Annotated in this window: 22 protein-coding genes, 2 pseudogenes and 1 riboswitch; of the genes and pseudogenes, 12 read left to right on the forward strand and 12 right to left on the reverse strand. The window is 71.1% G+C overall.

Annotation, left to right across the window (positions count from 1 at the left end):
• Positions 1-8 precede the first annotated feature (8 nt).
• Together OG206_RS28100 and OG206_RS28105 are read right to left on the reverse strand one after the other, a co-directional pair.
• Entirely contained in the window at positions 9-1,028 is a 1,020-nt protein-coding gene (locus OG206_RS28100) for a hemolysin family protein (RefSeq protein WP_327120929.1), read from the reverse strand.
• Complete coding sequence (locus tag OG206_RS28105; RefSeq protein WP_327120931.1) at positions 1,025-2,362, reverse strand: hemolysin family protein; 1,338 nt, start codon at positions 2,360-2,362, stop codon at positions 1,025-1,027. Before OG206_RS28105 ends, OG206_RS28100 begins: the two co-directional genes overlap by 4 nt.
• Before the next feature lie 743 nt (positions 2,363-3,105).
• On the opposite strand from OG206_RS28105, the gene OG206_RS28115 reads away from it, so the two are divergent.
• Positions 3,106-3,333 carry a hypothetical protein gene (locus OG206_RS28115; RefSeq protein ID WP_030125221.1) on the forward strand — a complete coding sequence of 76 codons (228 nt, stop codon included), beginning with the start codon at positions 3,106-3,108 and terminating at the stop codon, positions 3,331-3,333.
• Positions 3,330-3,701, forward strand: a complete 372-nt coding sequence (locus tag OG206_RS28120) for a fic family toxin-antitoxin system, toxin component (RefSeq protein ID WP_327120938.1) — start codon at positions 3,330-3,332, stop codon at positions 3,699-3,701. The genes OG206_RS28115 and OG206_RS28120 overlap by 4 nt, the downstream gene beginning before the upstream one ends.
• 9 nt (positions 3,702-3,710) lie before the next feature.
• Here the strand turns inward: OG206_RS28120 and OG206_RS28125 are convergent, their stop codons facing one another.
• The 4 genes from OG206_RS28125 to bioB all read right to left on the reverse strand — a co-directional run bounded on the left by OG206_RS28125 (position 3,711) and on the right by bioB (position 7,631).
• Positions 3,711-4,406, reverse strand: coding sequence for a class I SAM-dependent methyltransferase (locus OG206_RS28125; RefSeq protein WP_327120940.1), 696 nt, complete (start codon positions 4,404-4,406; stop codon positions 3,711-3,713).
• A 73-nt stretch (positions 4,407-4,479) separates the two neighbouring features.
• Positions 4,480-5,169: a dethiobiotin synthase gene (gene bioD / locus OG206_RS28130; RefSeq protein WP_327120942.1), complete on the reverse strand. Its 690-nt coding sequence runs from the start codon at positions 5,167-5,169 to the stop codon at positions 4,480-4,482.
• 1 nt (position 5,170) lies between these two features.
• Complete coding sequence (locus OG206_RS28135) at positions 5,171-6,475, reverse strand: adenosylmethionine--8-amino-7-oxononanoate transaminase (protein WP_327120944.1); 1,305 nt, start codon at positions 6,473-6,475, stop codon at positions 5,171-5,173.
• The gene (gene bioB / locus OG206_RS28140) at positions 6,468-7,631 is read right to left on the reverse strand and encodes a biotin synthase BioB (protein ID WP_327120946.1); all 1,164 of its coding nucleotides are present in this window, start codon (positions 7,629-7,631) and stop codon (positions 6,468-6,470) included. Before bioB ends, OG206_RS28135 begins: the two co-directional genes overlap by 8 nt.
• A gap of 142 nt (positions 7,632-7,773) precedes the next feature.
• On the opposite strand from bioB, the gene OG206_RS28145 reads away from it, so the two are divergent.
• Positions 7,774-8,922: an 8-amino-7-oxononanoate synthase gene (locus tag OG206_RS28145; RefSeq protein WP_327120948.1), complete on the forward strand. Its 1,149-nt coding sequence runs from the start codon at positions 7,774-7,776 to the stop codon at positions 8,920-8,922.
• Here OG206_RS28145 and OG206_RS28150 read toward each other — a convergent pair.
• Entirely contained in the window at positions 8,915-9,154 is a 240-nt protein-coding gene (locus tag OG206_RS28150; RefSeq protein WP_327120950.1) for a DUF397 domain-containing protein, read from the reverse strand. The genes OG206_RS28145 and OG206_RS28150 overlap by 8 nt on opposite strands.
• The gene (locus OG206_RS28155) at positions 9,082-10,044 is read right to left on the reverse strand and encodes a helix-turn-helix domain-containing protein (protein WP_327120952.1); all 963 of its coding nucleotides are present in this window, start codon (positions 10,042-10,044) and stop codon (positions 9,082-9,084) included. Before OG206_RS28155 ends, OG206_RS28150 begins: the two co-directional genes overlap by 73 nt.
• 230 nt (positions 10,045-10,274) lie before the next feature.
• On the opposite strand from OG206_RS28155, the gene OG206_RS28160 reads away from it, so the two are divergent.
• Positions 10,275-10,706 (forward strand): ATP-binding protein, encoded by a 432-nt coding sequence (locus OG206_RS28160; protein ID WP_327120954.1) that lies wholly within the window; start codon positions 10,275-10,277, stop codon positions 10,704-10,706.
• A 7-nt stretch (positions 10,707-10,713) separates the two neighbouring features.
• Here OG206_RS28160 and OG206_RS28165 read toward each other — a convergent pair whose 3' ends face one another.
• Entirely contained in the window at positions 10,714-10,881 is a 168-nt protein-coding gene (locus OG206_RS28165) for a hypothetical protein (protein WP_327120956.1), read from the reverse strand.
• Between OG206_RS28165 and OG206_RS28170 the strand changes: the two are divergent.
• A pseudogene (locus OG206_RS28170) lies at positions 10,847-11,109 on the forward strand (LysE family translocator); the annotation flags it as partial. The gene OG206_RS28165 and the pseudogene OG206_RS28170 sit on opposite strands and share 35 nt — an antisense overlap.
• 57 nt (positions 11,110-11,166) lie before the next feature.
• On the opposite strand, the gene OG206_RS28175 reads toward OG206_RS28170, so the two are convergent.
• From OG206_RS28175 to OG206_RS28185, 3 genes are all read right to left on the reverse strand, one after another.
• The gene (locus tag OG206_RS28175) at positions 11,167-11,637 is read right to left on the reverse strand and encodes a C40 family peptidase (RefSeq protein WP_327120958.1); all 471 of its coding nucleotides are present in this window, start codon (positions 11,635-11,637) and stop codon (positions 11,167-11,169) included.
• Positions 11,638-11,640: 3 nt separating this feature from the next.
• A riboswitch (cyclic di-AMP (ydaO/yuaA leader) is annotated at positions 11,641-11,813 on the reverse strand.
• A gap of 365 nt (positions 11,814-12,178) precedes the next feature.
• Positions 12,179-12,487 carry a hypothetical protein gene (locus tag OG206_RS28180; protein ID WP_327120960.1) on the reverse strand — a complete coding sequence of 103 codons (309 nt, stop codon included), beginning with the start codon at positions 12,485-12,487 and terminating at the stop codon, positions 12,179-12,181.
• Positions 12,488-12,945: 458 nt separating this feature from the next.
• Positions 12,946-13,803: an ABC transporter permease gene (locus tag OG206_RS28185; RefSeq protein ID WP_327120962.1), complete on the reverse strand. Its 858-nt coding sequence runs from the start codon at positions 13,801-13,803 to the stop codon at positions 12,946-12,948.
• Between the two features lie 20 nt (positions 13,804-13,823).
• Between OG206_RS28185 and OG206_RS28190 the strand changes: the two are divergent.
• The 7 genes and pseudogenes from OG206_RS28190 to OG206_RS28220 all read left to right on the forward strand — a co-directional run.
• Positions 13,824-14,256 (forward strand): annotated as a pseudogene (locus OG206_RS28190) (TetR/AcrR family transcriptional regulator); the annotation flags it as partial.
• 137 nt (positions 14,257-14,393) lie between these two features.
• Positions 14,394-14,696: an urease subunit gamma gene (locus OG206_RS28195; RefSeq protein ID WP_014157609.1), complete on the forward strand. Its 303-nt coding sequence runs from the start codon at positions 14,394-14,396 to the stop codon at positions 14,694-14,696.
• Positions 14,697-14,710: 14 nt separating this feature from the next.
• Complete coding sequence (locus OG206_RS28200; RefSeq protein WP_327120967.1) at positions 14,711-15,022, forward strand: urease subunit beta; 312 nt, start codon at positions 14,711-14,713, stop codon at positions 15,020-15,022.
• Positions 15,015-16,736, forward strand: coding sequence for an urease subunit alpha (locus OG206_RS28205; RefSeq protein ID WP_327120969.1), 1,722 nt, complete (start codon positions 15,015-15,017; stop codon positions 16,734-16,736). The genes OG206_RS28200 and OG206_RS28205 overlap by 8 nt, the downstream gene beginning before the upstream one ends.
• Positions 16,737-16,752: 16 nt before the next feature.
• Positions 16,753-17,418: an urease accessory protein UreF gene (locus tag OG206_RS28210; RefSeq protein WP_327120971.1), complete on the forward strand. Its 666-nt coding sequence runs from the start codon at positions 16,753-16,755 to the stop codon at positions 17,416-17,418.
• Positions 17,419-17,478: 60 nt separating this feature from the next.
• Entirely contained in the window at positions 17,479-18,156 is a 678-nt protein-coding gene (ureG, locus tag OG206_RS28215; protein WP_327120973.1) for an urease accessory protein UreG, read from the forward strand.
• Positions 18,153-18,938, forward strand: a complete 786-nt coding sequence (locus OG206_RS28220; protein WP_327120975.1) for an urease accessory protein UreD — start codon at positions 18,153-18,155, stop codon at positions 18,936-18,938. The genes ureG and OG206_RS28220 overlap by 4 nt, the downstream gene beginning before the upstream one ends.
• Positions 18,939-18,982: the final 44 nt, after the last annotated feature.

The raw sequence follows: 18,982 nt of genomic DNA on the forward strand, positions 1-18,982 counted from the left end.
CACCGGTGTCAGCGGGCCTGTGGCCTGCCTACCAGTTCGCGCAGCACGTCCTCCATCGTCACCATGCCGGACAGACGGCCGTCCTCGTCCAGTACGGCCGCCAGGTGCGTACGGCTGCGTCTCAGCGCGGTCAGCACGTCGTCCAGCGGGGTCGCGGCGCGTACCCGGGCGATCGGCCTGAGGGCCGACACGGGGAACGGGACATCGCGCGGCGCTGCGTCGAGGGCGTCCTTCACGTGGAGGTAGCCGATGATGCGCTGTTCGCTGTCCATGACCGGGAACCGTGAGAAGCCGGACTCGTGCGAGAGCCGCTCCAGTTCTTCCGGAGTCGTGCCGACCCTCGTGTACAGGACACGGTCGACCGGCATGATCACGTCCTGGACAGGGCGACGGCCCAGTTCCAGGGCATGCCGCAGCCGGTCCGCCGAACGGTCGTCGACGAGTCCGGAGTCCTCCGCGTCCTTGACGAGGCGCGCGAGTTCGTCGTCGGAGAAGGTCGCGGAGACCTCGTTCTTCGTCTCCACCCGGAGGATCTTGAGCAGGGCGTTCGCGAAGGCGTTGATCGCGAAGATCACCGGCTTGAGCGCCCTGGCGAGGGTCACCAGGGGCGGTCCGAGCAGCAGCGCGGTCCTCGCCGGTTCGGCCAGCGCGATGTTCTTCGGCACCATCTCGCCCAGCAGCATGTGGAGGTACGTCGCCACGGTCAGGGCGATGACGAAGGAGATCGGGTGTACCAGCCCGTGGGGCACTCCCACCGCGTCGAAGACGGGCTCCAGGAGATGGGCGATGGCCGGCTCGGCGACGATGCCCAGCACCAGGGTGCAGAGCGTGATGCCCAGCTGAGCCGCCGCGAGGAGCGCCGACACGTGCTCCAGGCCCCAGATGACACTGCGCGCGCGACGGTTCCCCGCCTCGGCCTCGGGCTCGATCTGGCTGCGGCGCACGGAGATCAGGGCGAATTCCGCGCCGACGAAGAATGCGTTGACGACCAGGGTGAGCAGGCCGATGAAGAGCTGAACGGCGATCATCGTTCGTCCTCCGCCGGTTCGTCGTCACCGGACAGCGGCGCGTGGAGCAGGGCGCGAGCCGCACGGTGCCCGGAGGCGTCCACGACGTCGATGCGCCAGCCCGCGAGTTCGACGGTGTCGCCGACCACCGGAATGCGGCCGACCTCTGTGGCGATCAGCCCGGCCAGCGTCTCGTACGGACCGTCGGGGACCCGCAGCCCGATCGTGCGGAGCTGATCCGTGCGGGCAGCCCCGTCGGCCGACCAGAGCGTGCGGCCGTCGGCGTCCTCGCCGGCCGAGGCCAGGTCGGGCGTCTCGTGCGGGTCGTGTTCGTCCCGTACCTCGCCGACGACTTCCTCCACGATGTCCTCCAGCGTCACGACTCCCGCCGTGCCGCCGTACTCGTCGATGACGACCGCCATGGCCGGTTTTCCGGAGAGCCGGTCCAGCAGGCGGTCCACGGTGAGGGTCTCGGGCACGAGCAGCGGTTCGCGCAGCATGTCCGACACCCGCTTGCGAGGCCGCTGGTCCGCGGGGATGGCCAGGACGTCCTTGATGTGCGCGATGCCGACGACCGTGTCCAGGCTGCCCCGGTAGACCGGGAAGCGGGAGAGGCCGGTCGCGCGTGTGGCGTTCGCGACGTCCTCGGCGGTCGCCTGGACCTCGAGGGCGGTGACCTGCACGCGGGGCGTCATCACGTTCTCCGCGGTCAGCTCGGACAGGTTGAGGGTGCGTACGAAGAGTTCGGCGGTGTCCGCCTCCAGTGCGCCCTCCTTCGCGGAGTGGCGGGCCAGGGCCACCAGTTCCTGCGGACTGCGTGCCGAGGCCAGCTCCTCGGCCGGCTCCAGACCGAAGCGGCGCACGATCCGGTTGGCGGTGTTGTTGAGGTGGCTGATGAAGGGACGGAAGACCGCGGTGAACATGCGCTGCGGTGCGGCGACCTTCTTGGCGACGGCCAGCGGTGACGAGATCGCCCAGTTCTTCGGGACGAGCTCGCCCACGACCATGAGGACCACGGTGGACAGTGCCGTGCCGATCACGAGCGCCAGCGAGGAGGACACACCCGGCGACAGCCCGGTGGCCTCCACCGGCCCCCGGATCAGCGCGGCGATGGACGGCTCGGAGAGCATCCCGACCACCAGATTGGTGACGGTGATGCCGAGCTGTGCGCCCGAGAGCTGGTAGGTGAGGCTGCGTACGGCCTTGAGGGCTCCAGCAGCACCCCGCTCCCCTTGCTCGACGGCCCGTTCCAGCTGGCCGCGCTCCACGGTGGTCAGAGAGAACTCCGCCGCCACGAACACACCGCAGGCGAGGGAGAGCAACAAGGCCATGAGGAGCAGTAGCACTTCGGTCATCGGTTCACCTCCGTCCCATGATCGGGCAGGGGCTGGAGGATCGCGCGATGTCGGCGGTATGGACTACTGGGGGGCTCGCCCATGGGCGGACGCTCACACCTTTCGAGTGGGTCGGACGGTCGAACGTCCATAGTAAAGGGTCGGCAAAGAGCCGGTGGCGCAGGACCGGCGGCCGAGGCGCTTCCCTCAACTTACTGACGTGGAGGAACGGCGCGGTGGGTCGAAGGGGGGCAGCCGGTGTCGAGGCCGTCGATCGGGCGGTTGAGGAACCGGGTGAAGGTGGCTTCGGGTGCGAGGGGGCGTCCGGTGTGGCGAGGGCTTCGGCGAGTTGGGGGTGGCGGCCGTCCGTGACGACAGCGGCGAGGTGGCGGGCTTCGGCCGTGATGCGTTCGGGGGCCTGTGAGGCGGCGGTTCGCGCGCTCTCGTGGGCGACATGGCCGGACACCAATGCGGTGATGTGGGCGAAGATCTCCAGCTTCGCCGCACTGCCCGGTCCGGTGGGCCGCAGGGGTGGCGCTGACCGGCCGTCCCGGCACCTCGTCGTCCGCCCCCTCGGTGACGTCCGGCCCTGTCGGCACGCCGACAGGCAAGCCGCGCATTGCAGCCCCGGCTCGCAGCCCCGCCGCGCGCGGCCTGCCGCCGGAAAAGCGGCGGCTCGCCGGGTGTACGGCGGCTCGGGCGGGGCGGAGGTGCCCGTGTCGTTCCTCTTGCTGGTGCTAGCAGTCACGCGCTAGCGTGATGAGGTGCCCAAAACTCAGCTGAACGTTCGCGTGGACGAGGCCACCGCCGAGGCGGCGCGACAGCGCGCCCTCCAGCGGGGGATGAGTGTGAACCGCTACATAGAGGAACTCGTCAAGCGGGATGCCGGCGAGGTCGGACACACGTTCGTCGAAGCAGCAGCCGACTTCATGAAGCAGTACGAGTCGGTGTTCGCCGAAGAGTTCGGCCCGGAGCGCGAAGGCACCCGTTGAACCTGCAGATCGACCTTTCCTGGCTGCTGATGGTCGCCGAGCACAAGACGCCCGGTGATCCCCAGGTCGTCGACTGGGGAGCGCTCGTCGCGGCTGTCAGCCGGCACGAGGCGGAGATCTTCGGCAGCCCCGTCTACAGCGACCCGCACGCGCGGGCCGCCGCCATGCTGCAGCTTTTGCTTCATGTGCCGGCGCTGGAGCACTCCAACGCGATGTTCGCCTCCGCCGTGGCCTACGGCTATCTCGTCGCTTCGGGGACGAAGGTCATCACTTCACCCGAACAGGTCCGCGACCTCGCGCGACTGGTGAAGGAGGGCAAGGCGGACGTCCGGGCCATCGCCGACGAACTGCGCCGATGGAGCCTCTGACCCTCCTTCTCAACCCGCCTCCGCCATCCGGTCGACCACGGCGGACCTGCGGGCGACCCCGATCACGCACGGCGTGGTCGGCAGCTGCACGCCCTTCTCCGGGATGCGGAACCTGCGGTACGTCCCCATTCGGAAGCCCGCCTCCTCGATCGCCGCGACGGTGTCCCGTGCCGTGTGACAGCCACCGAACAGAAACGGCCACACCGTCCGGTCCACGACCCGTTGTGTCGTCGCCAGCGCCCGGCCGGAAGCCAGGGTGTGCTCGAAGAACCGCAGCTCGCCGCCCGGCCGCAGCACACGTTTCATCTCCGCCAGCGCCCGGGGGAGGTCGCGCACGGTGCACAGGACCAGCGAGGCCACTGCCGCGTCGAAGGCCTCGCTCTTGACCGGCAGGGCCTCAGCGGTTCCCGGCACCACGTCGACCGGAACCTCCGCCCTCAGCGCGGCGGGGGCCGCCAGTCGCCGCAGACTTCGCTCGGGCTCGATCGCCACCACCTCCGAGACGGCCCCGGGGTAGTGCGCGAAGTTGAGACCGTTGCCCGCGCCGATCTCGATGACCCGGCCGGACAGCCCGGCGAGAAGTTCCTCGCGGTGGGCAGCGACGCCCGCCTTCAGGTCGGCGGTCACGCTCATCCGCGCGTAGAAACGGGCGAACACCGGGTGGTGCACGGCGTCCTTGGGGACATTCGTGCTGCGCCGACGCATGGCAGGCCTCCTCGGAGGACGCGGAGATGCGGCTCTCCCCCGATTCTCCCCCGTACGGGCGTGCTCAGCCCCCTCAGTCGCCCCGGCGATTCCCTCCGAGCTGCGGGGCGAGCCAACTCCCGGCGCGTGCACGGAAGTCGGCCGGGTCCAGAGCGCCCGCCCCGGCCGGTACCGCGCCGAGCAGCGGAGCCCCCGCCGAAACCGGGAGGTCCTCCACATTGCACCGGGACGCGAGGTCCGGGTCGGCCGGCATGCTGCCGACGACCACGCCGGTGCAGACCAGCCCCCTGGTCCGCAGGGCCTCGGTCGTCAGGGCGGTGGCGTTCAGCGTGCCCAGACCGGCCTGCACCACGACCAGGACGGGCGCGGCCATCAGCCGGGCGGCGTCCGCGAGCGTGGCCCCCTGCTCGTCGTAGCGCACGAGCAGCCCGCCCGCCCCCTCCACGAGCACCAGGTCGTGCTCCGTCGCCAGTTTCTGCGCCGCCTCCGCGATCTCGAAGGGGCGTACGGGCGCCATTCCGGCCCGGCGTGCCGCCGTCTCGGGGGCCAGGGGCTCCGGGAAGCGCGCCAGTTCCAGGGCTGTCACATGGGCGCCCGCCAGCCGTACGACCTCCGCCGCATCGCCCGGCTCACCCGGCGCCAGGCCGGTCTGGGCCGGCTTGAGGACCGCCACCCGCTTCTGCGCGCAGGCAGCGGCCACCGCCGCCGTCACGATCGTCTTGCCGATCTCGGTGCCCGTCCCGGTCACCACCAGGATCGTCATCTCAGCCCTCTCTCGCCGCCGCGCACACGGCCCGGCTGATCCTCGCCACGTCGTCGTCGCCGGTCACGTAGGGCGGCATCGTGTACACGAGGTCGCGGAACGGCCGCAGCCACACACCCTCGCGGACCGCGGCCCGTGTCGCGGCCGCCATGTCGACCTCATGATCGAGCTGTACGACGCCGATGGCCCCCAGTACCCGGACGTCACGCACGCCCGGCACCTCCGCGGCTTCCGCGAGACCGTTCCGGAGCCCCGCACCGATCCGCTTCACCTCCACCTGCCAGTCCTGACCCAGCAGGAGGTCGACGGACGCGCACGCCACGGCCGCGGCGAGCGGATTGCCCATGAACGTGGGCCCATGGGCCAGCACGGGCACCTCCCCGCGGGAAATGCCCTCCGCCACGCGCGTGGTGCACAGGGTCGCCGCCAGCGTCAGATAGCCACCGGTCAGCGCCTTGCCGACGCACATGACGTCCGGTGAGACCCCCGCGTGTCCGGCCGCGAAGAGTTCTCCCGTCCGCCCGAAACCGGTCGCGATCTCGTCGAACACCAGAAGCACGTCGTTGGCGTCGCACGCCTCGCGCAGCACCCGCAGATAAGCCGGCGAGTGGAAGCGCATCCCGCCCGCTCCCTGGACCACCGGCTCCACGATCACCGCGGCCAGTTCGTCGCGGTGGGCGGCGATCAGGTCGTTCAGGTGACGTGCGTACGCCTCGTCCGGCGCCGCCCCGAAGCCGTCGGGCGGTGCGTCGGCGAAGACCTGCCGGGGGAGCGCGCCCGACCAGAGGTCGTGCATCCCGCCCTCGGGGTCGCACACCGACATCGGCTGCCAGGTGTCCCCGTGGTACCCACCGCGCCAGGTCAGCAGCCGGTGCTTGGCCGGCCGGCCGGCCGAGCGCCAGTACTGCAGGCACATCTTCACCGCGACCTCGACCGATACCGAGCCTGAGTCGGCGAGGAAGACGTGCTGCAGCGGCTCCGGGGTGATCTCCACCAGCCGGGCCGCCAGCCGGACGGCGGGCTCGTGCGTGAGCCCGCCGAACATCACATGACTCATCCGGTCCAGCTGGCTCCGGGCCGCGTCGTTGAGCACCGGATGGTTGTAGCCGTGCACCGCCGACCACCAGGACGACATGCCGTCGACCAACTCGCTCCGGCCGTGCACGGATTCGGCGAGCCGCAGCCGAACCCCGGACGCGGACTCCACGATCAGGGGCTCCTGGCGGCCGGGCATCGGTCCGTAGGGGTGCCAGACGTGGGCCCGGTCCAGGGCGCGGAGTTCGGCGGGGGTGAAGCGGTCAGGCATTGGGCGCGAGATCCGTTCCGGCACCGCGACGGCGCACCGCCACCAGATCCGTACGCGCCGCCTGCGCCTCGGACGGCTCCGGAACTGTCCGAGGGGCGTCGCCGCAGGGAGCGCAGCCGCCCTCGTGCGAACCGCAGCCCCCGGAAGGCTCCGCCCGGTGCTCGGGGAGCGTCTTCGTCTCCGCGCCCTCGACCTCGAAGCCGGCGTCCGCGATCATGTCCAGGTCGGTCTGGCCCGCCTGACCCTCGCTGGTCAGATAGTCGCCCAGGAAAATGGAGTTGACGAGGTTCAGGGCGAGCGGCTGCATCGAGCGCAGGTGTACCTCGCGACCGCCTGCCAGCCGCACCTCGACGTCCGGGCACACGAACCTGACCATCGCGAGGATGCGCAGGCACCGCTGAGGAGTGAGGTGCCAGTCCTTCGCGAGCGGGGTCCCCTCCATGGGGATCAGGAAGTTGACCGGCACGGAGTCGGGATCCAGCTCACGGAGCGAGAAGACGACGTCGACGAGATCGGCGTCGGTCTCGCCCATGCCGGCGATCAGCCCGGAGCACGCCGAGAGGCCGGCGGCCTGGGCCTGCTGCACGGTCTCCACCCGGTCGGCGTACGTGTGGGTGGTCGTGATGTCCCCGTACGTCGCCTCGGACGTGTTGAGGTTGTGGTTGTACGCGTCCGCGCCCGCGGACTTGAGGCGCTCCGCCTGTCCCTCGGACAGCAGACCGAGGCAGGCGCACACCTCCACGTCCCCGTGCTGCCCCTTGATCGCCTCGATCGTCTTCGACACCCGGTCGACGTCCCGGTCGGTCGGCCCCCGGCCGCTCGCCACCAGACAGACGCGTTTCGCGCCGCCGGCCACGCCCGCGGCGGCGGCCTTCTCGGCCTCGTCCGGCTTGATCCAGGTGTACTTGAGGATCTCGGCCTTGGAACCGAGACGCTGTGAGCAGTAGGAGCAGTCCTCGGGGCAGAGCCCCGACTTCAGGTTGACCAGATAGTTGAGCTTGACGCGCCTGCCGAACCACTGGCGGCGCACCTTTCCGGCCGCGGCCACCACGTCGAGCAGTTCGTCGTCGGAGGTCGCCAGTACGGCGAGTGCTTCGTCACGGGTCGGCAGTTCGCGCCGCAGCCCCTTGTCCACCAGCGTGTTCAGCAGGTCCATGGCGTCGATCCTGGCGTACGACACCGCCTCCGGCCAAGGAGGAACCGGACAGGACCGGCGGACGATGCTGTGTGTATTGCCACACCCTGGCCTGTTGCGCCCCGGGCTAGGGTCTGTGAACTGCCTACAAAGGGACCCGCTCATGTCCTACGCCCCGTTCGACTGGATCGATGACGAGGCCCGCCGCCGTACCGACGCCGGACTCGTCCGGACCCTGCGCCCCCGCGCCTCCCGGACGGATCTGCTGGACCTCGCGAGCAACGACTACCTGGGGCTGACCAGGCATCCCGAGGTCACGTCCGCCGCTGCCGAGGCCGCGCGTGAGTGGGGTGCGGGTGCCACCGGTTCGCGGCTGGTCACAGGAACGACCACGCTGCACGCCCGGCTCGAACGCGAACTCGCCGAGTTCTGCGGATTCGAGGCCGCCCTGGTCTTCTCCTCCGGCTACGCCGCCAATCTCGCCGCCCTGACCGCGCTCACCGGGCACGACTCGCTGATCGTGTCCGACGCGGGCAACCACGCCTCGATCGTCGACGGCTGCCGGCTCTCCCGGGCGGCAACGGCGGTCGTGCCGCACGCGGACCCCGAGGCCGCGCGCAAGGCACTCCTGACGCACACCGGACGGGCTGTGGCGGTGACCGACTCCGTCTTCTCGGTGGACGGCGACGCGGCCCCGCTGGCGCCGCTCGCCGATGCCTGCAGGGACACGGGCGCAGCCCTCCTGGTGGACGACGCGCACGGCCTCGGGGTGCTGGGGGACGGTGGGCGCGGCGCCCTCGCCGCCGCAGGCCTCGCGGGCGGGGAAGGGATCGTCGCCACGCTCACCCTCTCGAAGTCACTGGGGAGCCAGGGTGGGGCCGTGCTCGGGCCGGCCGGGGTCATCGCCCATCTGGTCAACTCCGCCCGGACGTTCATCTTCGACACGGGCCTCGCCCCGGCAGCGGCCGGCGCGGCGTCCGGCGCCCTGGGACTGCTGCGCCGGGAGCCGGAGCGTGCCGGAAGGGCGAGGGGGGTGGCCGCCGAACTGTACGGCCTGCTGACCGCCGCCGGGCTCACCGCGGTACGCCCGGACGCAGCCGTCGTCTCGGTCCGCGCGCCGTCGCCGGAGTCGGCGGTGCGCTGGGCCGCCGACTGCCGTGCCGCGGGGCTCGCGGTGGGGTGCTTCCGGCCTCCTTCCGTGCCGGACGGCATCTCGCGCCTCCGGCTCACGGCCCGCGCCGACCTGACGGCGGCGCAGATCGAGTTCGCGGTGGCCACGATCGTCGGATCGGCGCCCCCGCAGGTCAGCTGAGGTTTCCGACGCGGCCCCCGGGGACCCGGCGGCCGCACAGGCAGGCCACGAAGGTCGTCCACGCCGCGCCCGAGAGGCTCAGGTGCGGCAGGTCCGTGTCCTTGGAATCCCGGACGGCGAGCCTGCCGGGGGCGATCAGTGCGGCTTCCACGCAGTTGTTCATCCCCGTGCTGCGGCTGCTGCGCCGCCATTCGGGTGCGGGCTGTGAGAGCTGTGCGGGACGGTCGGACATCGTGCCCCCCTCGGGCAGTCTGAAGGTTCCGCCTGACCGCCGCTGATCAGCGCGGCGATGAGGTCCAGCGAACGCTCCGGCGACAGCGCGTGGGCCTGCATCGTGCGGAAGGCCGAGCTGTACGCCTCGAGGTCTTCTCTCCGCTCCAGATAGAGACTACTCGTCAAGTGGTCAAGAACGACCACATCCAGATCAGAAGTGCTCGGAAAGGAGAAGATGACGAAGGGGCCGGTGAGGCCGACATACCCTCCCGCCTCGAACGGCAGCAACTGCAGTGTCACATGGGGCAGTTCGGCGGCCCACAGTAGGTGGCTCAGTTGTTCCTCCATCACCCGGGCGCCCCCGACCTGGCGCCTGAGAACCGCCTCGTCGAGCACCACGCTGAGCCGCAGTGGTCCGGACGTGTGCAGGACGCTCTGCCGGGCGAGTCGGACCTCCACCAGGGAGTCGAGCGCCGAGGGGGGCAGGCCGTCCAGAGTGGAGCGGGTCACGGCCCGCGCGTAGTCGGCGGTCTGCAGGAGCCCCGGCACCACCGACGTCTCGAGCGTGCGCGCGGCGTCGGCCTGTGACTCGAGACTGATGAAGTCGCGGTACTGCGGCGGAATGAGACCACGATAGGCGTGCCACCAGCCGCTTCCGCCGCCGCCGGCCGATCCGGCGAGCGTCTGGAGCAGGGCGCGCAACTGCCCGTCGCCGACCCCGTAGGCATCCAGTAACCGTGTCACGTCATCGGGGGACACCCCGCTCGCACCTGTCTCGATCCGGCTCACCTTCGACTGGTGCCAGCCCAGCATTCCGGCGGCTTCCCGGCTCGTGAGTCCGGATGTGTGACGCAGACCGCGCAGCTCTTCGCCGAGTTTGCGACGGCGTACGACCGGGCCGTTGCGCACGGTGGCCTCCCTCCGTTGTACGGAGAGCCGACCCCTTCAGGGGCGGCTCGGAAAGTGGCCAGTGTGGCGCCCGGTCAGTGCTCGCGGGGCATGGTTCACCGGAATGGGCGACAGATATATGCATATCTTGGTGGATCGCGGTTACGGACGGCTCGGGGGATGGCAGTCTGGCGCGAACCACAATCCGGACCGGTCGCGGACCGGTCGGGGCGGGAAGGGACGACGACGCCATGGCAGACCATCAGGAAGCAACCGTCACCTTGCCGAGCGACCCGGTCTCGGTGTCCGCGGCCCGCCGCTATGTCGCGCGGGTACTCACCGAGTGGGGCCTGGCCGAGGGCAGCGACCTGGCCGAGGCGGTCAGGCTGATCGTCTCGGAACTGACCACCAACGCCGTCCAGCACACCTTTGGCCTGTCACCCACGTTCACCGTCGACCTCCGGCTCGACCGGGACGAGGAGCTTTGTCTGGGCGTGACGGACAGCCACCCCCGTTGGCCGCAGAAGCTGCCCGCGGCGGTCCGCCAGGACAACGGCCGGGGCATGGTGATCATCCGGTCCCTCGCCAAGGAGTGCGGGGGGAGACTCAGCGTCATCCCCACCCCCGACGGGGGCAAGACCGTGTTGATCGCCCTTCCCTGGGCTGTTCCGGCGCAGGCCTGACATCGGCTCACGGCATGCCGGTCCTGCCGGAACCGCTCCGCAGCGGCGTCGGCAGGGTGGTGGCAGCCGCGGTGTTCTCCTGACCCGGTGCGCCACCGAGGCCGTCCGGGGGAACCCGGCGTGAGATCCCTGACCAACGTCTGACTCCGAAGACGGCCGCACTCTTCCTGAGCATGCTGCCCACGTTCGTGCCCGGCGGCAGGCTTCCCTGCCGAGGACGCAGTTGCTCGCCCTGGTGGTCGTCCTGCTCGCGCTCGTCCGGTTCCCGGCCGTGGCCCGGCACGAGGAACGTCTCGGCAGGTGGCTGCGCCGGCCGCGTACCACCCGCGACATCGAGGGCGGCAGCGGCGCGGCGCTCACCGCGCTGGGACTCGTGCTGGTGGCCGGGCCCCTGCTGCACTGATCCAGGTGGGAAGCGGCGCCGGCGCGCGCGGGGGTCGGCACCGGGCGGACGCAGGTGTCAGCGGACCCTCCCGTACCAGACGCTGTTCGACCAGATCTTCTCCAGCCGCACCAGTGCCCCGGTCTTCGGCGAGTGCCAGATCCGGCCGCTTCCGGCGTAGATCCCGACGTGGTAGACACCGCGCCCCGCGTGAAAGAAGACCAGGTCGCCGCGTTTCCGCTGCGACCTGGAGATATGGCGGGTCTTGTTGTACTGCTGTTGCGCCGTGCGGGGTAGTTTCTTGCCCGCCTTCCGATACGAGTAGAGCGTCAGCCCGGAGCAGTCGAACCGGTGCGGACCCGTGGCGCCGTATCTGTAGGGCGCGCCCTTCTTGGAGGCGGCGATGTCGAGAGCCCTCGCCGAATGGCTGGCGGCCTCGGCGTCGTCGACGAAGCCGGGAGCCAGCATCGTGGTGCTTACAGCGAATGTGAGAACCGAGGCCGTACTGACCCGGGCGAACAGAGACGGGACATGAACCTGCGCAGTCATGCGCAACCCTTCGTCAGCCGCCTGTGAAGGATGACCTGTCGGGTTCGGGCTGGCGAAGTTGCCCGGCCGCACAAGGCGGCTTCACCCCGAGGGTCGTCCGGATGTCCGGGCGGCCCGTTGTGCTCGGGTCCTCCACTCCTGCCGATCCACTTCTGTCGACCAGGCATCCGGACAGCGGCAGGACTCGGCGTCCGCCCGGACCGCCCCGCCGCGGCGGCGGGGGCTTGTCGTCCAGGGGATCTTTACGCACGCACTGGCGGATTTCCTCACTGAATCCGCGATATGTGAGAGTCGTCACCACTGATCCGTTCGGGTGGACGGGGCGGATCCGGGGACCCTGCGGCCGGGCCGGACCAGCCCCGTACCAGCGGTGGAACGACTGATTCCGTTCCTTGTCCGCGCTGCTTGCGCAAGTTGGGCTGTCCCTCGGGCGGGGGATCTTCTACGCCGAACGAGCGAGGAAAACTCATCGGCTCGTCGGGCGTGTCGGGAAGGGCACCGAAGGGGAGCCGCAAGCCGGGGGAGTCGAGCGCCGTGGTGCTCAGCCGGACGGCTCGGGCGGTACGCCTACCCGCCCGGCCCGCCGCTCCCCGTCCAGCAGTCGCAGCGCCCTGGCCGGCGTCTCCGCGTGGATCCGGGACTCACCCCGCTCGTGCATCAGCGTGAGCGCGTCGCGCAGGGCGACCGCCCGGGAGGCGAGCGCCTGTGCCGCCCTCAGGGCCCCGTAGGTATCGCCGTCGCGAGCGGGATTGATACGGCCGAGTTGGTCGAGCGCCTCGAGGTAGCAGTCGATGAACTCGGCCTCGGCGCGGGTCAGTGCGGGCAGCGGCGGGAACTGGGGTGGGAGCATCGCTGGTTCACCTCGCGGGGTGCGGCGGCCGGGACGGCATGCGGTTCTCCATGACGTGGTCCACCAGCCCGAATGCCAGGGCGGCCGGCTGTCGGGAAGGGAATGGTGTCCCGTTCGATGGCGGCTCGCGTGCCTGGATCCCGGGATCCGAAGGCTGTCCCCGCCCGGCTCCTCCGGAGCGGGTTGCTCAATGGCTACCCGGGTGCCGGGCAGCGCATGTCGGAGGCCGGGGCCGCCCGCCGCCGGCAGCACCGGAACTTGCTTGCCTGAGGCAGACCGTAGTCACGGCGAGGTCCTTGACTTCGGGCGAGGGCGGACGGCGCCGATTCGGGATCGTCGCGGAGCCCCGCGGCCGCGAGCGGGACGAGTGACCGGGGCACCCGCGCGGCCGAAAGGGAAAGCCGCGCCCTCCGCCGCTCGGGCGGGGAGGACGCGACGTGGCGCGGCGTGCAGGTTGTTCAGGTGAGCGCGGGCTCGGGCGTGCGGTCGGCGGCCTCGGTATGCGGTGCCGGGTCGTCGCGGTGCCTGCGCCCGCCCACCAGTACGGCGGTCAAACCGAGAACGGCCCAGAGGGCGAGAGTCAGCGCCGGTCCGCCCGCCGCGTGACCGTCGAAGAAGGCGGCCGACCTCAGCAGTGAGCCGCCCGCGCCGGGTGGCAGCCACTGGCCGAGGGTGCCGACAGGTGCGGGGAGCAGTTCGGGGGCGCTGGTCACGCCGGCATGCCGGTCACCGATGTCGTCGCCGCGCCGGACACCGACCCCCGCGGCAGCGCGCTCGGCGCGAGCACCCTCCCGCTCGTGGCGACCGCCATGGCCGACAGCTGGCTCGGCGTGATCACCGGCGACTGGTGGGCGGAGGCGGGCGTCGTCGGGCTCACCGTGGTGGCGATCGGCTCGACGGTGGCGGGGTTCGCCGCCCTGCTGGGCACCCCTGGCATCGGCCTGAGGGCACTGCTGATGGTGCTGCTGGGCAATCCGTTCTCCGGCCCCGCCGGGTGCGGATGCCGCCACCGCCCCGGTCGGCAACTGCGAGACGACCGGGCTCGCGGCCGAGGCGGTGAGCAGCCGCGGGCCCTGGGCGGTGACCACGACCGCCCCGTATACGACCCGGTTCTCGATCGCGGTGCGGGCCGCGGTCTCGTCCTCGTACCGGTGGATCTCGAAGGCTCCTTCCTCCCGCTCGAACCGCTCCTGCAGCTGATCGACGGCCGGCGCCGCACCTGCTATGCCGACGGGCAGGTCGCGCGGCGCGATACGGGCGGCGGGCCACGCGAGGGCCCAGAGCGCGAGCGCGACGATCAGAGGGACGAGCAGCACGGTGGCAGCCCCCGGCGGTGGTCGGGCTGTCGGCGGGGGCTGTCTACCGCTACTTCGCGGGGAAGGACGATCCCATCGCGGCCATCGCCGACGAGGCGTTCGGCGCCATCCGGCACGCCTTCGCGGACGCCGCCCAGGTCACCCCGCCGCCCACCCCGGACGTGCTCCTGGGCAGAGTGCTGCGCGCGTTCCTGGCGGCGCAGTGAGCGGCTGTCCAAAGCCTTCGGTGACGGCTACGCCGGCATGCGCGTGGGCTGGGCGACGCTGGTGGAGGCCTATCGTGCGGCCGGCATCATGCACGCCGACGTCTCCCCCGACGACGTCGCCCGCACGATGATCGCCACCGCCCAGGGATTCATGGTGCAGGAAGCACTGTTCGGCGGGGTCGAGCCCGAGGTCCTGGAGAACGGCTTGCGGGGTCTGATGTCCATGGGTCCGCAAAAGATCAGTTAACGCGCCGGAAAAACTTTCGCCCTAACGTGCAATACCTGAACCCGGAATCCCTTTCATCGTTCAACAGGGTGTTGAAGGCGGATAGGGTCCCGCTGCGCCCGGGCAGGTACCGGGCGGAAGACGAAGAGGGTGGAAGCGTGCAACTGACTCCGCACGAACAGGAACGCCTGCTCATCCATGTGGCGGCCGATGTCGCAGAGAAGCGCAGGGCACGCGGCCTGCGGCTCAATCACCCCGAGGCGATCGCGCTGATCACCTCGCACCTCCTGGAAGGCGCCCGCGACGGGCGGACGGTCGCCGAACTCATGGCCTCCGGCAGGAAGGTGCTCACCCGTGACGACGTCATGGAGGGCATCCCGGAGATGATCCACGACGTCCAGGTCGAGGCCACCTTCCCGGACGGCACCAAGCTCGTCACCGTCCACGAGCCGATCGTCTGACGGGGGAGCAGCCGATGATTCCCGGAGAGATCCTGTACGCGGAAGGCGCTGTGCCGCTCAACGAGGGGCGTCCCGTCACCCGCCTCACCGTCCTCAACGCCGCCGACCGGCCCGTCCAGGTCGGCTCGCACTATCACTTCGCCGAGGCCAACAGCGGCCTGGAGTTCGACCGCCGCGCGGCCCGTGGACTCCGGCTGAACATCGCCGCCGGAACCGCTGTGCGCTTCGAACCCGGCATCCCCGTCGACGTCGAACTCGTCCCGCTCGCGGGCCTGCGCATCGTCCCCGGACTGCGTGGCGAAACCGGAGGCCCCCTCGATGCCTGAGCTCAGCCGCCCCCTGTACGCCGACCTGTTCGGCCCCACCACCGGTGACCGCATCCGGCTCGCCGACACCGATCTCGTGGTCCGCGTCGACGAGGACAGGTGCGGCGGCCCCGGGCGCGCCGGGGACGAAGCCGTCTTCGGCGGCGGCAAGGTGATCCGCGAATCGATGGGCCAGGCGCGCACCACGCGCGCCGAAGGCGCGCCGGACACCGTCATCACCGGTGCGGTCGTCCTCGACCACTGGGGTGTCGTCAAGGCCGACATCGGCATCCGCGACGGCCGGATCACCGGTATCGGGAAGGCCGGCAATCCCGACACGATGGATGGCGTCCACCCGGACCTGGTCATCGGGCCCGAGACCGAGATCATCGCGGGCAACGGCAAGATCGTCACCGCGGGTGCCATCGACGCGCACGTGCACTTCATCTCGCCGACCCTGGTCGACCAGGCGCTCTCCTCCGGGATCACGACACTCGTCGGCGGGGGTACCGGCCCCGCCGAGGGCACCAAGGCCACGACGATCACTCCCGGCCCCTGGCATCTCGCCCGCATGTTCGAGGCGCTTGACGGATACCCGGTCAACATCGGACTGCTCGGCAAGGGCAACACGATGTCCCGGGACGCCATGCACTCCCAACTGCGCGCCGGTGCACTGGGATTCAAGATCCACGAGGACTGGGGCGCGACCCCCGCCGTCATCGACGCGTGCCTGGGCGTCTGCGAGGAGACGGGGGCGCAACTCGCCATCCACACGGACACGCTGAACGAGGCCGGCTTCGTCGCCGACACCCTGGCGGCCATCGCGGGACGGTCCGTCCACGCCTACCACACCGAGGGGGCCGGCGGCGGGCACGCACCCGACATCATCAGCGTGGTCTCGGAGCCCTACGTCCTGCCCAGTTCCACCAACCCGACCCGGCCGCACACGGTCAACACCATCGAGGAACACCTCGACATGCTGATGGTGTGTCACCATCTCAATCCCACCGTGCCGGAGGATCTGGCCTTCGCCGAGTCCCGCATTCGGCCCTCCACCATCGCGGCGGAGGACATCCTCCACGACCTCGGCGCCATCTCGATCATCTCCTCCGACTCCCAGGCGATGGGCCGGATCGGTGAAGTGATCCTGCGGACCTGGCAGACCGCCCATGTCATGAAGCGACGGAGGGGAGCGCTGCCCGGCGACGGCGCCGCCGACAACAACCGGGCTCGTCGCTATGTCGCCAAATACACCATCAACCCCGCCGTCGCCCAAGGGCTGGACCGTGAGATCGGTTCCGTCGAGACGGGGAAACTCGCGGATCTCGTGCTGTGGGATCCGGCCTTCTTCGGGGTGAAGCCGCAGCTCGTCATCAAGGGTGGCCAGATCGCGTACGCACAAATGGGTGATGCCAACGCGTCGATCCCGACCCCGCAGCCGGTCATGCCACGGCCGATGTTCGGTGCCGTGGGAAGGGCTCCCGCCGCCAACTCCTTCAACTTCGTTTCCGCCGCGGCCGTCGAGGACGGACTCCCGGAGCGTCTGGGGCTCGGCAAGCGGTTCGTGCCGATCACCAGCACCCGAGGCGTCACCAAGGCTGACATGAGGGAGAACGACGCACTGCCACAGGTCCGCGTCGACTCCGACAGCTTCGCCGTCACCATCGACGGCGAGCCGGTCGAACCCGCTCCCGCAACGGAACTCCCCATGGCCCAGCGGTACTTCCTCTTCTGACAGCAGGCGGCACTTCATGACGACGCGCGCAGCACTGCTCGTCCTCGCCGACGGCCGGTTCCCCGCCGGTGGCCACGCCCACTCCGGTGGCGCCGAGCCGGCCGTCAAGGCGGGACACATCCGCGACGCCCGGGACCTGGCCGGCTTCTGCCTGGGCAGGCTCCACACCACCGGCCTCACCTCCGCCGCTCTGGCCGCCGCCGCGGCCCACGGCCTCGATCCGCTCGCGCTCGACGAGGCCGCCGACGCCCGGACCCCATCACCCGCCCTCCGCGCGGTCGCACGCAAGCTCGGCCGCCAGCTGATGCGGGCCGCCCGCGCCACCTGGCCCAGCCCCGAACTGTCGGCGCTCGCCGCGGCCCTGCCCCGCGGGGCCCACCAGCCGGTCGTCCTCGGCCTCACGGCCCGGGCAGCCGGGCTCGGACCCGAGGACGCGGCCCACTGCGCCGCCTACGAGACGGTCAGCGGCCCCGCCACCGCGGTGGTCCGGCTGCTCTCCCTCGACCCCTTCGAGGCCGCCGCGGTACTCGCCCGCCTCGCACCCGAACTCGACCGGGTCGCGGAGCAGGCGGCCGAGGCGGCACGCAAGGGCATCGACGCGCTGCCCGCCGCCTCCGCCCCGATGCTCGACATCTCCGCGGAGTCCCACGCGGCCTGGCCGGTGCGCCTGTTCGCTTCCTGAACCACCGCTCGCTCTGTGAACCACCGATGCCCGCCGCAAGCCACCACCAGGAGCCGCACCATGCACCTCGACCACGCCCACCACGGTCCCGCGGCCGTCAGTGCCGACGCCGCACGCCCCGACGGCACGCGTCGGGCCCTGCGCATCGGCCTCGGCGGGCCGGTGGGCTCCGGGAAGACCGCGACCGTCGCAGCGCTCTGCCGCGCACTGCGCGACAGGCTTTCCATCGCCGTTGTCACCAACGACATCTACACCCGGGAGGACGCCGCCTTCCTCCTCCGGAACGCCGTACTCCCGCCCGAGCGCATCCAGGCCGTCGAGACGGGCGCCTGCCCGCACACCGCGATCCGCGACGACATCTCCGCCAACCTCGAGGCGGTGGAGGAACTGGAGGACTCCGTCGGCCCGCTCGATCTGATCCTGGTGGAATCCGGCGGCGACAACCTGACCGCCACCTTCTCCAAAGGCCTCGTCGACGCGCAGGTGTTCGTGATCGACGTCGCCGGCGGCGACGACATCCCACGCAAGGGGGGCCCTGGGGTCACCACCGCCGACCTGCTCGTCATCAACAAGACCGACCTCGCCCCCTACGTGGGTTCCGATCTGGACCGGATGGCCGGCGACGCCGCGGAACAACGCGGCGATCTGCCCGTGGTGTTCACCTCCCTGAAGGCCGAGGACGGTGTTGCCCCCGTCGCCGACTGGGTGCGGGCGCAGCTCGCGGCCTGGGCCGCATGAGCGTCACGGCCACCGCCCGGATCGCCGCGGTCGCCGACGGGCGCGGCGGCACGGCACTCCCCGTACTCGAGAGCGAGGGTCCGCTCGCCCTGCGCAGGACCCGATCGCCGGACGCCGCGCACACGCGCGTCACCGTCATCGGGGCGATGAGCGCGCCCCTCGGCGGCGACCGGCTCGCCATCGAGGTACGGGCCGGGGACGGGGCGCGGCTGACGGTGGATTCCGCCGCCGCGACCGTGGCACTGCCGGGCGCCGGCCCGGACGACATCCCCGCCTCCTACGATGTGCGGCTCGACGTGGGGGAGCGGGCGGAACTGCGCTGGCTGCCCGAGCAGCTGATCTCGGCGCGGGGCAGTGCGCTCGGCGTGACGACCCGTGTCGAACTCGCCCTCTCCGCCCGACTGGTACTTCGCGAGGAGCAGATCCTGGGCCGCCACGGTGAGACCACCGGCCGGCTCTCCACCCGGCTGACGGTGCGCAGGGGCGGACGGCCCCTGTTCGACCAGCAGCTGACGTTCGGGCCCGGCGCCCCGGGTGGATGGGACGGGGCGGCCGTCCTCGGGGGCCACCGCGCCGTGGGACAACTGCTGGTGGTCGACCCGGCCTTCGTCGACGACCAGCCCGCCCCCAGGCTGCTGGGGCCGACCGCCTCACTGGTGCCTCTGGCAGGGCCCGCCGTCCTGGTGACGGCTCTCGCCGCCGACGCGCGGCTGCTGCGCGGACTTCTGGACGAGGCGCTGGGCGAGCTTCTGGAGGGGGCAAGGCCGCCTGTGGAGGGCTGAGTTCGCTCAGCGGGACAGAGCGCACCGGTTATTGGTTCGGTAAA

Source organism: Streptomyces sp. NBC_01341 (genome assembly GCF_035946055.1).
Lineage (GTDB): Bacteria > Actinomycetota > Actinomycetes > Streptomycetales > Streptomycetaceae > Streptomyces.